This window comes from Sandaracinobacteroides hominis, assembly GCF_016464365.1.
GTDB classification, from domain to species: domain Bacteria; phylum Pseudomonadota; class Alphaproteobacteria; order Sphingomonadales; family Sphingomonadaceae; genus Sandaracinobacteroides; species Sandaracinobacteroides hominis.
In genome coordinates this window covers 494,945-508,081 of the sequence record NZ_JADCUC010000001.1, presented here as the reverse complement: position 1 = coordinate 508,081, position 13,137 = coordinate 494,945, and the positions used below count along the sequence as shown (strand labels likewise).

Genomic DNA, 13,137 nt, shown 5'->3' with positions numbered 1-13,137 from the left:
AGCATTTTCAGGCCGTCAGAATAACCTTCCCCTTCGCCTTCCGATCCATCAGCAGGCGAATCCCCTCCGCCCCGCGCTCCAGCGGCATCTGCACCGATACATGCGGCTTCAACTTGCCTTCCGCATACCAGGTCAGCAGCTCGCGCATGTTGGCCTCATGCAGCACCGGCTCATGCGCGGTGAAGGCCCCCCAGAACACCCCCACGATGGAGGCACCCTTGATCAGCGGCAGGTTCAGCGGCAGCTTCGGGATCTCGCCGGCGGCAAAGCCGATCACCAGATAGCGCCCGTTCCACGCGATCGAGCGAAACGCCGGCTCGGCATATTTGTCGCCGACGGGATCGTAGATCACATCGACGCCCCGGCCTCCCGTCAACGCCTTCACCCGCTCCTTCAGGTCTTCCGTCGAATAGTTGATCGTCTCGTCGGCGCCATATTCCCGGCACAGCGCCAGCTTCTCGTCGGAAGAAGCGGCGGCGATCACCTTCGCCCCCATCACCTTGCCCAGCTCGACTGCGGTCAGCCCCACGCCGCCTGCCGCGCCCAGCACCAGCAAGGTCTCGCCCGGCTGCAGCCGCGCCCGCTGCTTCAACGCGTGGTGAGAGGTGCCATAGGTCATGGTAAAGCCGGCCGCGACATCGAACGGCATAGAGTCCACCATCGGCAGAACGCGGCTTTCGTCGGCGCAGAAAAACTCGCGGAACGCGCCGTTGCCAATCATCGCGATCACCCGGTCGCCCACCTTGAAGCGGGTAACGCCAGGGCCGATCGCATCGACAAAGCCCGAAGCCTCGCCGCCCGGCGAAAAGGGCAGCGGCGGTTTGAACTGATACAGGTTCTGGATGATCAGCACGTCGGGGAAATTCACCCCTGCCGCCTGCATGCGGATTCGCACCTCGCCCTTGCCGGGCTCCGGTTCAGGAAGCTCCTGAACCACCAGCTTTTCCGGAGGCCCGTGCTCCACACAAACAAGCGCTTTCATGCGTATCTCCCTCGCCTATGAAGGCCAGATAGGCCGGAGGGAGAGGAACAGGAAATGGAAAGCGCGCAATCGGGGGCTACCCGCCCAAAAATCGCAGTGTCGCCAAAGGCGAGGCCAACGCCTGAAGTGTCGCCAAAGGCGACGCCAACAGATGCAGTGTCGCCAAGGATTGCCGTGTTCGGCGCCGGCATGATCGGCATCTTCCTCGGCGGGCAACTGGCGCAAACCGCAGACGTCACGCTGATCGGCCGCCCCTCCATGCTCGATCCGCTCGCAAACGGCCTCCGCCTCACGGATTCCGATGGCATGGATATCGACCTCCCGGCCAGCGCCTATGCAACCACGGCCGACCCATCCGCCCTGTCCAGCGCCGACCTCATCCTCGTCACCGTGAAAAGCATGGCAACTCCAGAGGCAGCAGCAGCCATCGCTGCCCACGCACCGCCCTCCACCCCGATCATTTCCTTCCAGAACGGTGTCTCCAACAGCGATACCTTGCGTGCCGCCCTCCCCGGCCGCACCGTCCTCGCCGGCATGGTGCCCTTCAACGTCGCCCAGCGCGGCCCCGCCCACTTCCACCGCGGAACAGGAGGAGGGTTGGTCGCTGAAGCCGCCGAAGCTCTCACACAATATGAACAAACCTTCGCAACCACTGGAATTGATTTGAAACTGTCTTCTAACATAATTGGAATACAGTGGGGCAAGTTACTGATAAACCTAAATAATGCCATCAACGCCTTGTCCGGCATCAGCCTCGCCCGGGAACTCGGCCAGCGCGGCTATCGCACCGCCTGGGCCATGTCGATGACGGAAGGCATGAAACTGCTCGCCACAGCCGGGATCGAACCCGTCGATCCCCTCCCGATGCCGCTGAAGCTGATGCCGTCGATCATGCGCCTGCCCGACACCCTCTATCGCTACGTCATCAGCGCAGCCTCCGGCGGCAAGGTCCGCGTCGATCCACACGCCCGCTCTTCCATGGCCGACGATCTGGAACGCGGTCGCCCCACCGAGATAGACTATCTGCAGGGCGAGTTCGTCCGCCTTGCCCAACGCCTGGGCAAGGCCGCACCCGTCAATGCCCGACTCGTGGAACTGGTCCGCGCCGCCGAACAGGGCGCCCCGCCGCTGAAGGCCGCGGCCCTCCTCGCCGAATTGCGCAAAGCCTAGCCTGCCCGCGCATCCCGCAACGCCCGCGCAAACAGCCGATACTCGTCAGCACGCGGGCTGCTCGGCCGCCACGCCAGCGCAATGCTCCGCATCGCCTTCGGGCTCGCCAGCGGCCGCGTCTCGATGCTGGTGTTCGTCAGAATCCCGGCATCGATCGCCATCTGCGGCAACAGCGTCATGCCGATCCGATTGTCCACCATTTGCACCAGCGTATGCAGCGAAGTGCCCAGCACCGACTGATCCGGGCGGAACGTCGCCCGGCTGCACGCTGCCAGGGCATGGTCCTTCAGGCAGTGCCCGTCCTCCAGCAGCAGCAGCCGCGACTCATCGATACGTTCCGGCGCTATGCTGGCCGGCGGATTGGGCAGATCTTCCGGATGAAACGCCAGACGGATCGGATCGTCGAACAACGGCTCAAACTCGATCTCGCCGCAGGCATAGGGCAGGGCCAGCAACAGGCAATCCAGCTGCCCCCGCGCCAGCGCCTCGCACGCCTGCCCGGATTGTTCTTCCCGCAGGAACAGCTTCAGCTCCGGCCATTGCTTCCGCAAACCGGGCAGCAGAGACGGCAACAGAAACGGCGCAATCGTCGGTATCACGCCCAGCCGCAGCTCGCTCGCCAGCGGCTTTCCCGCCGCTCGCGCCAGCTCGGCAATCCCGTCCGCCTCGGCCAAGATCCGCCAGGCCCGCTCCACCACCGCCTCACCCAGCGGGGTAAAGCGCACCACCCGCCGGTTCCGCTCCACCAGCGTCACGCCCAGCAAGGTCTCCAGCTCGCGCAATCCAGCCGACAGCGTCGATTGCGTCACATAACAGGCCTCGGCTGCTTTCCCGAAATGCCGCGAGCGGTGCAACGCCACCAGATACTGCAACTGCTTGATGGTAGGCAGGTAAATCATGGCGAGCAGGTAATCGACGCAATCAATCTGTTCAACCACCCTCGCATGGGAAATCGATAACTGCGCCTATGGAACACAGCTCCTCCGCATGGCAGGTTGCCCCAATGAAACAGCAATTCGCAGCCGCAGCCCTGGCCCTCCTGCTTGCCGCCGCCGGCCCGGCTCCGTCCCCGCAAGCGATCCTGGCGTCGAGCCCTGCAGCCGCCTGGCGCGCCGTCGCACCCGAAAACCTTCTGCTCCTCGAATTTGCGGGCGGCCGCCAGGTCGCAATCGAACTGGCTCCCCACTTCGCCCCCGGCCATGTTGCCAACATCCGCAAGCTGGTGGCAGACGGATGGTTCCCGCGCCACGCCGCCATCGTCCGCGTGCAGGAAAATTATGTCGTGCAATGGGGCGATCCAACGGAAAAGGCCCCCCTCCCCGCCGGCGTCGTGAAATCCCCCCCGGATGGCTATGAACAACCGGGGCAACCGACAGGCTTCACCGCCCTTCCCTATGCCGATGCCTATAACGCCCGCATCGGCCACGCAGACGGCTGGCCGGTCGCCACCGACGGCACGGCGCACTGGCTGCCGCATTGCCCCACAATGCTGGGCGTCGGCCGCAACATGCCGCCGGATACCGGCAGCGGCGCAGAGCTCTACGTCGTCATCGGCCACGGCCCGCGCCACCTCGATCGCAACATAGCCCTCGTCGGCCGCTTGCTCTCGGGCATGGAATCGCTCTCGTCGCTTCCCCGCGGCACAGAAGCGCTGGGCATGTACAAGACCGAAGCCGAACGAATCCCGCTGCAACGCGCCATCCTCGCCTCCACGCTGCCGCCAGCAGAACGCCCCGCTTATCAGGTGATGCGCAGCGACACCCCCAGCTTTGCCGCATGGGTCGACGCCCGCGCAAACCGGCGCGACGACTTCTTCCTACGCCCCGCCGGCGGCGCCGATATCTGCAATCTCATGCCGCCAACCCGACAGACAGCTCAGGCGAAATAGCGCCAGATCCCGAACGCGCTCGTCAGCATCAGCACGGCGCCCACCATCACCATCAGCACATCCGATTTCAGGCGTCTGGCCAGAATCGCCCCGAATGGTGCCGCGATCACGCCGCCTGCCAGCAGCCCCAGCGTCGCCGTCGTCACAACTTCCCAGCCAAGGTGATAGATGAAGGTGATGGCGGCACTCGTCGTCACCAGGAATTCGGCGGCATTCACCGTGCCCACCGTCTGGCGCGGCGCCTTGCCCTGCACGATCAGGTTGGAGGTCACGATCGGCCCCCACCCGCCGCCACCGGCCGCGTCCATGAACCCGCCCACAAGCCCCAGCGGCTCCACGATCCTGGGCTCGCGCTCCACATGGATATGGCGGAACCCTCTCCAGAAGATCCAGATGCCCAGGATCCCCAGATAGGCCTGGATCAGCGGCTTCGCCTTGTCCGCCGGAATGCTGGTCAGCAGATACGCCCCCAGCACCGCCCCGATGATTCCCGGCACCGCGATGCGCGTAAACAGCTTCCAGTCGATGTTGCGCGCAATGGCGTGGCTGGCGCCCGATACGGCGGTCGTCACCGTCTCCACCGCATGCACGCCGGCAGAGGCAGCGGCGGGTGGCACGCCCAGAGCCACCAGCGCGCTCGTTGAGATCACACCAAAGGCCATGCCCAGCGCGCCATCGACGAGCTGCGCAAAAAAGCCGACGGCGACGAAGGTGAAGAATTCCGGCCCAAGCTCCATGGTGCGCATAGCTGGCAGCGGAACTGTCTTTGGGCAAGATAGCTGGCCTGTTTCAGGCCATACCATTGCTTTGCGCCGGTGCTCAGAAGAACCGCGAGCCGAGCCCCGCCAGACTGGTCACCAGCAGCAACCCGCCCACCAGCCGCACCAGATGCGCGCCCTTCAGCCGTTTGGCCAACAGCGCGCCCAGCGGCGCCGCCACAACGGCGCCGGCCAGCAGGCCCAGCACGGCCTTCCCAAGCGACTCCCAGCCAAGCACGGAAATGAACGTCACCGAACTTGCCAGCGCCACCAGGAACTCCGCCATGTTGGTCGTGCCCACGGCCTTTCGCGGCCAGGCGCCCTGCAGGATCAGGTTCGGGGTAACGATCGGCCCCCAGCCACCGCCGCCCGCCGAATCGAGCGCACCGGCGGCAAAGCCCAACGGCCCCACCACCTTGGGCTCGCCATGATGCCCGTGCCGCATCGGCTGCCGCAGCAACAGAACCGCGCCCAGCGTTCCAAGGTAGATCTGGATCAGCAGCTTTGCCATCTCCACCGGAAGCCCCGTGAGCAGCCACGCCCCGGCAATCGCCCCCAGCACCCCCGGCAAGGCCAGCTTCCAGAACAGGCGCCAGTCGACATTCCCCGCCAGCGCATGGCTCAGCCCGGAAATCGGCGCCGTCACCACCTTCACCGCATGGATTCCGGCCGAAGCCGCAGCCGGCGGCACGCCGGTCGCGATCAGCACCGACGAGGAGATCACGCCGAATCCACCGCCAAGCGAGCTGTCGATCAGCTGGGCAACAAACCCCACCAGAACGAACAGCAGGAGAAAGCTGTCAAATTCCATCCACACCCACCATTGCAACTAAGGGCGGAAATCGCAAATCCGCGGACACTGGAATTGAGCCGCACTTGGGATTATGTGACAGACAAGCGAAGCATGCAGGAAATGCGGGCCGGGGTATGTTCAGACGGTTGACCACCTATCTATCGAGCATTCGCGACCGTGATCCGGCGCCGCGCTCGCGTTGGGAAATCCTCACCTACCCGGGCGTCTGGGCGGTTGGCTTCCACCGCATCGCGCACGGCCTGTATCGGGCGGATCTGTTCCTGCTCGCCCGGATAGTGAACCATTTCAGCCGCTTCCTCACCGCGATAGACATCCATCCGGGTGCCAGGATCGGCCGCAACCTCTTCATCGACCACGGCTTTGTCGTCATCGGCGAAACCTCCGAGATCGGCGACAATGTCACCATCTATCAGGGCGCGACGCTGGGCGGCACCAACCCGACCAACGGCATCGCCGGCAAACGTCACCCCACCATCGGCAACGATGTGGTGATCTCGCTGGGTGCCGCCGTCCTCGGCCCGATCACCGTCGGCGACGGCGCCAAGATCGGCGCCAACGCCGTCCTCACCAGGGATGCGCCGGCGGGCGCCACCATGATCGGCATCCCGGCCAAGCCCGTTCCCATGCTCGTCAAGGAAGAGCCCAGCTTCATCCCCTACGGCACGCCCTGCAGCGACAAGTTCGATCCGGTGACCCAGCGCTACGAAATTCTGCGCTGCGAACTGGAAACGATGCGCGCGCGCCTCGACGCCTATGAGCGGGAAACGCGCAAATCGACAGGCGGCGAGGAAATCCGCCAGAACAAGGACGGTGAAGCCGCTTGAACAGCGTCACGCCCCTGTTCGGCAACTCCGGGCAGGTCGTTTTCGTTCGCCAGGAACTCGATCAGCTCATGCAGCTCTATGGCCGGATGGTCGCCGCCGGCCATTGGCGGGACTATGCCATCGATCTCGGCCGCGAAGTCGCCACCTTCTCCGCCTTCCGCCGCGCCTCGGAGCGCCCGGAGTACCGCGTCGTCAAAGACCCATCGTTGCGCCTGAGACAAGGCCAGTTCGCCCTCGTCTCCGAAATCGGCGCAACCCTGAAGCGAGGCAACGACCTCGCCGTCATCCTCGCCCCGGTATCCCGCAAACTGATGAAGCTGGTCGACTGAACAGCTAGGCGGCCAGCTTCCCGATCCGTCCCAGCGTCGCCTCCGCCTCCGCCAGCGTCTGCGTCACGATCTCCGCACAGCTCAACACCTGGCGGACACCGCCACCGCCCTGCCCCACGGCAAAGCACATCGTGTCGCGGTCCAGATTCTCGGTCACGCCGGCAATCGGCCCCAGCCGGTTAAGCTGCGCCGATTCCATCGCCTGCGCCGGGAACGGCTTCGTAGCCTCCTTCTCATACTTCTCGGTGGTCGCATTCTTCAGCGCCCGCAGCGTCTTCCCCGTAAAGCCGCGCGAAATCGTCGTGTCCGCCTCGTTCATCTCCACGATGGCGTCCTTGTAGAGCTGCCCCGCATGCGCCTCCTTCGAGGCAATGAAGCGCGTCCCCATCCACACGCCCTGACAGCCAAGCGCCAGTGCAGCCGCCAACCCGCGCCCGTCATACAGCCCGCCGGCGGCCACCACCGGGATCTTCACGGCATCCACCACCTGCGGCCACAGCGCCACGGATGCCACCTGCCCCGTATGCCCGCCGCCCTCGGTGCCCTGCGCGATCACGCCGTCGCAACCGGCCTGCTCGGCCTTCACCGCATGATCCACCTTGCCGATCACGGCAAACACCAGCACGCCATTGTCCTTCAGTTGCTTCACGATCGGATAGGGCACGCCCAGCCCGGCAACGAACGCCTTGGCGCCATTGGCGATGATCACGTCGATGGCAGCCGTCAGGCTTTCCGGCTGCGCAGACAGCAGGTCCACGCCAAAGGGCTTGTCCGTCAGCTCGCGCACCTTCTGCATCTGCGCCTCGATGAACTTCGCGCTGGTGCCGGCCATCCCCAGCGTGCCGAAACCGCCGGCATTGGAAACCGCGGCCACAACCTCCGCATAGGAAACGCCCCCCATCCCGGCCAGCATGATGGGATGCTCCACACCAAGCATGTCACACAGCGGCGTCCTGATCATGTTCCCCATCCCTCGAATTGATTATCTACATCTCGAAAAGCCACGCCCCCGGCGCCCGCGCAACCTAGCCAATTGCGCAAAAAAAAGGGGCGGCAGTCGCCTGCCACCCCTTCCAACCATTATCGCAGATCAGGCCGCCTTCTTCGCGGCATTCCCATAAAAACTCTCGTCCTTCTCCGCCATGTCGCGCAGCAGCTGCGGCGGTGCGAAGCGCTCGCCATATGTCTGCGTCAGGCGGTCCAGATTCTGCACCACGGTCGGCAGTCCGATGGTGTCCATCGCGCTGAACGGCCCCCCCGATTGCGGCATGAACCCCCAACCGAAAATGGCACCCAGATCGCCGTCTTCCGGCGTCTCCAGCACGCCTTCGGCAAAGCAGCGCGCCGTTTCCACCAGCTGGCGATAGAGCAACCGCTCCTTCACGTCGGCAGGCGTCGGCTGCTCGGCCGAAACCGGGAAGTTGGCCGACAGCTCGGGCCACAGATGCTTCGGGCTGCCGTCTTCCGGATAGGCATAGAAGCCCTTGCCATTCTTCCGGCCATGCCGGCCCAGCTCCATCATCTTCTCGATAACAGCCTCGCCCGGGCCGGGCTTGTAGGCGTCGCCCAGATCCTTCTTCGTCTGCTGCCCCACCTTATAGGACAGGTCGAGCCCGACTTCGTCGTTCACCGCCAGCGGGCCGACGGGCATGCCCATCTGCTTTGCCACATTCTCGATCAGCGCAGGCGTCACGCCTTCGCCCAGCATGGCCAGGCCCTCCTGCACAAAGGTGCCAAAGCAGCGCGAGGTATAGAAGCCGCGGCTGTCGTTCACGACAATCGGCGTCTTCTTGATCTGCGCCACATAGTCCAGCGCCTTGGCAATCGCCTCAGGCCCGGTCTTCTTGCCGACGATGATTTCCACCAGCGGCATCTTCTCCACCGGAGAGAAGAAGTGGATGCCGATGAAATTCTCCGGCTTGCTCCACGCTTCCGCCAGCCCGGTGATCGGCAGCGTCGACGTGTTGGAGCCAAAGATCGTGTCCGCACCGACAACCGCTTCGGTCGCCCTGGTCACGTCCGCCTTGATCTCGCGCGTTTCGAACACCGCCTCGATGATCAGGTCGCAACCCTTCAGGTCGGCATAGTCGGTCGTCGCATGGATGCGCCCCAGCACTTCGGCGGTCTTCTCCGGCGACGTCCGCCGCTTGGCGAGCCGGTCGGCGGTATATTGCTTGCCCTTGTCGGCAGCCGCCTGATCGCGATCCAGCAGCACCACGTCGATCCCGGCCTGCGCCGACACCATGGCAATGCCTGCCCCCATCAGGCCAGCGCCCAGCATGCCCACCTTCTTCGTCTTCATCGGCGGCACATTCTTCGGCCGCCGCGCCCCCTTCTCCGCCGCCTGCTTCGAAACGAACAGCGAGCGGATCATGTTAGAGGATTGCGGATCGGCCACCACCTTGGCGAAATATTTCGATTCCAGACGCAGCGCCGTATCAAAGGGAAGTTGAGCACCCTCATAAACAACGCTCAATATCGCCTTGATCTGGTTCATGTTCCCATTGGATTGCTTGTGCGCCATGGCATTGCCGCCAATGAACGTCTGGGCAAAGTTCGGGTTCGTCGCACCGGCGCCACCGGGGAATTTGAAGCTCTTCTCATCCCAAGGCTGGGTGAACTTCGTCGGGTTCGCCTTCACCCAGGCCTTCGCCCGGTCGACGATCTCCGCAGCAGGCGCCACTTCCTGCACCACGCCAAAGCCAAGCGCTTCCTGCGGGCTCATATTCTTGCCCTGCAGCAGATACATTAACGCCGGCTGCACACCCATGATACGTGGCAAGCGCTGCGTCCCACCCGCACCGGGGAACAGCCCAACCAGCACTTCCGGAAGGCCAAACACGATCCTGGGATTATCCGCAGCCACGCGGTAATGGCAGGCCAGCGCGATCTCCAGCCCACCCCCCAGCGCAAGCCCGTTCAGCGCAACCGCAACCGGCTTGCCCGCCGTCTCCAGCGAGCGCAGCAGATTCTGCAGGCCGGAAACGCCTTCGAACAGCACCGCCATCTTCGACTTGCCACTGTTCTTCGCGGCAGCCGCCGCATCCCCCTGAAAGTTCATGCCCTTCAGATCGGCGCCAGCCACAAACCCGGACGGCTTGCCCGACGTCAGCACCGCGCCCTTCACAGCAGCGTCAGTCTTGATCCGCTCCACGGCGGCCGCCAGATCGCGCGAAAGATCGGCATTGATCACATTCATCGACAGCCCGGGGCAATCGATGGTCAGCAGCAGGATTCCGTCGGCGTCGAGATCCTGGCGAATGGCTTGATCGGTCATGTTCTTGGTCCCTCAACTAATTCAGATGCGCTCGATAACGGTTGCGGTGCCCATCCCGGCGCCGACGCACAGTGTCACCAGCGCGGTCTGCTTGCCCGTCCGCTCCAGCTCGTCCAGCACGGTGCCCAGGATCATGCCGCCGGTGGCGCCCAGCGGGTGGCCCATGGCAATCGCGCCGCCGTTCACGTTCATCTTCTCATGCGGGATATCCAGCGCCTGCATCATCCGCAGCACCACGCTGGCAAACGCCTCGTTCAGCTCGAACAGGTCGATGTCGGCAACGGTCATCCCCAGCCGCTTCAGCAGCTTGGTCGTCACATCGGCCGGCCCGGTCAGCATGATTGCCGGCTCCGAACCGATCGAGGCCATGCCCTTGATCCGCGCCCGCGGCTTCAGGCCATATTTCGCCCCGATTTCCTTGTTGCCGACCAGCACGGCAGAGGCGCCATCGACAATCCCCGACGAGTTGCCGGCATGGTGCACATGGTTGATCCGCTCGATCTCCGGGTAGCGCATCAGCGCAATCGCGTCGAAGCCCGGCATCTGCTCGCCGATGGCGGCAAAGGCCGGCTGCAGGCTGGCAAGAGACTGCATGTCCGTGCCCGGCCGCATATACTCGTCATGCCCCAGCACCACTTCGCCGATCACATCCTTCACCGGCACAATGGACTTCGCAAAGCGCTTTTCTTCCCAAGCCTTTGCAGCCCGTTTTTGAGATTCCATCGCATAGGCGTCCACATCATCGCGCGAAAAGCCGAACTTGGTCGCGATCAAGTCCGCCCCCACGCCCTGCGGCACGAAATAGGTCTTGAACGCCACCGCCGGGTCCATCGGCCAGGCGCCGCCATCCGAGCCCATCGGAATGCGGCTCATGCTCTCCACCCCGCCGCCGATGGCAAACTCGGCCTCGCCGGCAATCACCTTGGCTGCGGCCATGTTCACGGCTTCCAGTCCCGAAGCGCAGAAGCGGTTCACCTGCACGCCGGCCGTCGTCTCGGCATAATCCGCGTTCAGCGCCGCCACGCGGGCAATATCCGCGCCCTGCTCCGCCACCGGAGAGACGCAGCCCAGCACGACATCGTCGACATCAGCCGTATCGATCTGGTTCCGGTCGCGGATCGCCTGCAGCATCTGCGTCGCCAGCTGGATCGGCGTGATCTCATGCAGCTTGCCGTCCTTGCGGCCCTTGCCGCGCGGCGTGCGGACGGTGTCGTAAATATAGGCTTCGGCCATGATGTCCTCCAATAAGTCTATCGCTCGATACAGTTGCCAACCCGCACGGCAAGCTGGCGCAAAGGTCAGAAAGCGTCCGCCGGCATCGCCATCAGCGTCTCCGCTCCGGCTTCCACCTGTGCCGCAAGACTGTGAACATCCGGCAACTGCCGCTCGAAGAAATGCTTCGCCGTAAGCAGCTTGGCTTCATAAAAGGCCTTGTCGTCAGCCCCCTCGGCCAGCGCCTCGCTGCTCGCCTTCGCCATCAGCAGCCAGAAATGGCCAAAGGTCACCAGCCCCAGCAACCGCAGATAGGCGGTGGAGCCGGCGCCCGCATTGTCCGGGTTCGCCATCGCATGCTGCATCAGCCAGAAGGTCGCCCCCTCCAGCTTGCCCTTGGCCGCCGCCAGCGCATCCGCCTGCCCCTTCAGCGCCTCGATAGCGCGCGCATCGGCAATGCCGCCATCCACCAGCGCCAAAAACGCCCGCAGCCCGCGCCCGCCATTCTGCGCCAGCTTCCGGCCGACAAGATCCAGCGCCTGGATGCCGTTCGCACCCTCATAGATCATCGCAATCCGCGCATCGCGCACGAACTGCTCCATGCCCCACTCGGCGATATAGCCGTGCCCGCCAAACACCTGCTGGGCGTTGGTCGCGTTCGCATAGCCCTCGTCGGTCAGATAGCCCTTGATCACCGGCGTCAGCAGAGACAGCAGATCGTCCGCCGCCTCGCGCTCCTCGGGCGTCTCCGCCCCATGCGCCAGATCGGCCTGCAGCGCCGCCCACAGGCACAAAGCCCGCGCACCCTCGTTAAAGGCCTTCGCATTCAACAGCATCCGCCGCACATCCGGGTGCACCAGAATGCTGTCAGCCTTGCCTTCGGGGTTCTTCGGCCCGGTCAGCGACCGCCCCTGCAAGCGGTCCTTCGCATAGGCGACAGCGTTCTGATAGGCGATCTCGGACTGCGAAAGCCCCTGCCCGCCCACGCCCAGCCGCGCCACGTTCATCATGATGAACATGGCCTTCAGGCCCTTCATCTCCTCGCCCACCAGATAACCGGTCGCGCCATCATAGTTCATCACGCAGGTGCTGTTGGCGTGAATGCCCATCTTGTGCTCGATCGATCCGCACGACAGGCTGTTCCGCGCCCCCAGCGAGCCGTCCCCGTTCACCAGGAACTTCGGCACGATAAACAGCGAAATGCCTTTCACATTGTCCGGCGCCCCCGGCGTCTTCGCCAGCACCAGATGCACGATATTCTCGGCCAGATCATGCTCGCCAGAGGAGATGAAGATCTTCGTCCCCGTCACCTTCCAAGACCCATCGGCCTTCGGCTCGGCCTTGGTCTTGATAAGCCCCAGATCGGTCCCGCAATGCGGCTCCGTCAGGTTCATCGTCCCCGTCCAGCGGCCGGAAATCATGTTCGGCAGGTAAGTCGCCTTCTGCTCGTCGGAACCGGCCACATAGATGGAGCTCACCGCCCCCTGCGTCAGCCCCGGATACATGGAAAAGGCCATGTTCGAAGACGCCAGATACTCCTCGAACGCAGACCCCAGCACATGCGGCAACCCCTGCCCGCCATACTGCTTCGGCGACATCAACGTGCCCCAGCCGCCCTCCACGAACGCCGCATAGGCCTCCTTGAACCCCTTGGGGGTCGTCACGCTGCCATCGTCATGCCGCGTGCAGCCCTCCAGGTCGCCCGACTGGTTCAACGGGTGCAGCACACCCTCCACGAACTTGGCCCCCTCCTCCAGGATCGCCTGCACCATGTCCGGCGTCGCTTCGGCAAAGCCCGGCAGATTGCTGTAACGATCCAGCCCCACCACATGCTTCAGCACGAACTGGGTGTCCTTCACCGGGGCGCGATAGGTGGTCGGCAT

The 13,137-nt window shown here is 64.3% G+C and carries 12 protein-coding genes; 4 read left to right on the top strand and 8 right to left on the bottom strand.

Going from position 1 to position 13,137, the window contains the following annotated elements; all coding sequences use genetic code 11:
- Positions 1-7: 7 nt before the first annotated feature.
- Entirely contained in the window at positions 8-982 is a 975-nt protein-coding gene (locus tag IM784_RS02580) for an NADPH:quinone oxidoreductase family protein (RefSeq protein WP_199553708.1), read from the bottom strand.
- A gap of 156 nt (positions 983-1,138) precedes the next feature.
- Between IM784_RS02580 and IM784_RS02575 the strand changes: the two genes are divergently transcribed.
- A complete protein-coding gene (locus IM784_RS02575; protein ID WP_199553707.1) occupies positions 1,139-2,152 on the top strand; it encodes a 2-dehydropantoate 2-reductase in 1,014 nt (337 codons plus the stop codon).
- Here the strand turns inward: IM784_RS02575 and IM784_RS02570 are convergent.
- Entirely contained in the window at positions 2,149-3,051 is a 903-nt protein-coding gene (locus IM784_RS02570; protein ID WP_199553706.1) for a hydrogen peroxide-inducible genes activator, read from the bottom strand. The genes IM784_RS02575 and IM784_RS02570 overlap by 4 nt on opposite strands.
- Positions 3,052-3,155: 104 nt before the next feature.
- Here IM784_RS02570 and IM784_RS02565 point away from each other — a divergent pair, with 104 nt between their 5' ends.
- Positions 3,156-4,040 (top strand): peptidylprolyl isomerase, encoded by an 885-nt coding sequence (locus IM784_RS02565; RefSeq protein WP_199553705.1) that lies wholly within the window; start codon positions 3,156-3,158, stop codon positions 4,038-4,040.
- On the opposite strand, the gene IM784_RS02560 is transcribed toward IM784_RS02565, so the two are convergent.
- Together IM784_RS02560 and IM784_RS02555 are read right to left on the bottom strand one after the other, a co-directional pair.
- Positions 4,028-4,777 (bottom strand): sulfite exporter TauE/SafE family protein, encoded by a 750-nt coding sequence (locus IM784_RS02560; RefSeq protein ID WP_235976486.1) that lies wholly within the window; start codon positions 4,775-4,777, stop codon positions 4,028-4,030. The two genes, IM784_RS02565 and IM784_RS02560, sit on opposite strands and share 13 nt — an antisense overlap.
- Positions 4,778-4,859: 82 nt before the next feature.
- The gene (locus tag IM784_RS02555; RefSeq protein ID WP_199553703.1) at positions 4,860-5,609 is read right to left on the bottom strand and encodes a sulfite exporter TauE/SafE family protein; all 750 of its coding nucleotides are present in this window, start codon (positions 5,607-5,609) and stop codon (positions 4,860-4,862) included.
- Between the two features lie 116 nt (positions 5,610-5,725).
- Between IM784_RS02555 and epsC the strand changes: the two genes are divergently transcribed.
- Entirely contained in the window at positions 5,726-6,436 is a 711-nt protein-coding gene (gene epsC, locus IM784_RS02550) for a serine O-acetyltransferase EpsC (RefSeq protein WP_199553702.1), read from the top strand.
- Positions 6,433-6,765, top strand: coding sequence for a DUF2794 domain-containing protein (locus IM784_RS02545; protein ID WP_199553701.1), 333 nt, complete (start codon positions 6,433-6,435; stop codon positions 6,763-6,765). Before epsC ends, IM784_RS02545 begins: the two co-directional genes overlap by 4 nt.
- 4 nt (positions 6,766-6,769) lie before the next feature.
- Here the strand turns inward: IM784_RS02545 and IM784_RS02540 are convergent, their stop codons facing one another.
- From IM784_RS02540 to IM784_RS02525, 4 genes are all read right to left on the bottom strand, one after another.
- Positions 6,770-7,726, bottom strand: coding sequence for an NAD(P)H-dependent flavin oxidoreductase (locus IM784_RS02540; protein ID WP_199553700.1), 957 nt, complete (start codon positions 7,724-7,726; stop codon positions 6,770-6,772).
- Between the two features lie 129 nt (positions 7,727-7,855).
- Positions 7,856-10,042, bottom strand: a complete 2,187-nt coding sequence (locus IM784_RS02535; protein ID WP_199553699.1) for a 3-hydroxyacyl-CoA dehydrogenase NAD-binding domain-containing protein — start codon at positions 10,040-10,042, stop codon at positions 7,856-7,858.
- Between the two features lie 21 nt (positions 10,043-10,063).
- Positions 10,064-11,275: an acetyl-CoA C-acetyltransferase gene (locus IM784_RS02530; protein ID WP_199553698.1), complete on the bottom strand. Its 1,212-nt coding sequence runs from the start codon at positions 11,273-11,275 to the stop codon at positions 10,064-10,066.
- A 65-nt stretch (positions 11,276-11,340) separates the two neighbouring features.
- Complete coding sequence (locus IM784_RS02525; RefSeq protein ID WP_199553697.1) at positions 11,341-13,137, bottom strand: acyl-CoA dehydrogenase C-terminal domain-containing protein; 1,797 nt, start codon at positions 13,135-13,137, stop codon at positions 11,341-11,343.

Excerpts from the sequence above, each read along its gene's own strand:
- IM784_RS02540 (WP_199553700.1), bottom strand. The coding sequence starts at position 7,726 with ATGATCAGGACGCCGCTGTGTGACATGCTTGGTGTGGAGCATCCCATC.
- IM784_RS02555 (WP_199553703.1), bottom strand. The coding sequence starts at position 5,609 with ATGGAATTTGACAGCTTTCTCCTGCTGTTCGTTCTGGTGGGGTTTGTT.
- IM784_RS02565 (WP_199553705.1), top strand. The coding sequence starts at position 3,156 with ATGAAACAGCAATTCGCAGCCGCAGCCCTGGCCCTCCTGCTTGCCGCC.
- IM784_RS02580 (WP_199553708.1), bottom strand. The coding sequence starts at position 982 with ATGAAAGCGCTTGTTTGTGTGGAGCACGGGCCTCCGGAAAAGCTGGTG.
- IM784_RS02530 (WP_199553698.1), bottom strand. The coding sequence starts at position 11,275 with ATGGCCGAAGCCTATATTTACGACACCGTCCGCACGCCGCGCGGCAAG.
- IM784_RS02535 (WP_199553699.1), bottom strand. The coding sequence starts at position 10,042 with ATGACCGATCAAGCCATTCGCCAGGATCTCGACGCCGACGGAATCCTG.
- IM784_RS02570 (WP_199553706.1), bottom strand. The coding sequence starts at position 3,051 with ATGATTTACCTGCCTACCATCAAGCAGTTGCAGTATCTGGTGGCGTTG.
- IM784_RS02525 (WP_199553697.1), bottom strand. The coding sequence starts at position 13,137 with ATGCCGACCACCTATCGCGCCCCGGTGAAGGACACCCAGTTCGTGCTG.
- epsC (WP_199553702.1), top strand. The coding sequence starts at position 5,726 with ATGTTCAGACGGTTGACCACCTATCTATCGAGCATTCGCGACCGTGAT.
- IM784_RS02560 (WP_235976486.1), bottom strand. The coding sequence starts at position 4,777 with ATGGAGCTTGGGCCGGAATTCTTCACCTTCGTCGCCGTCGGCTTTTTT.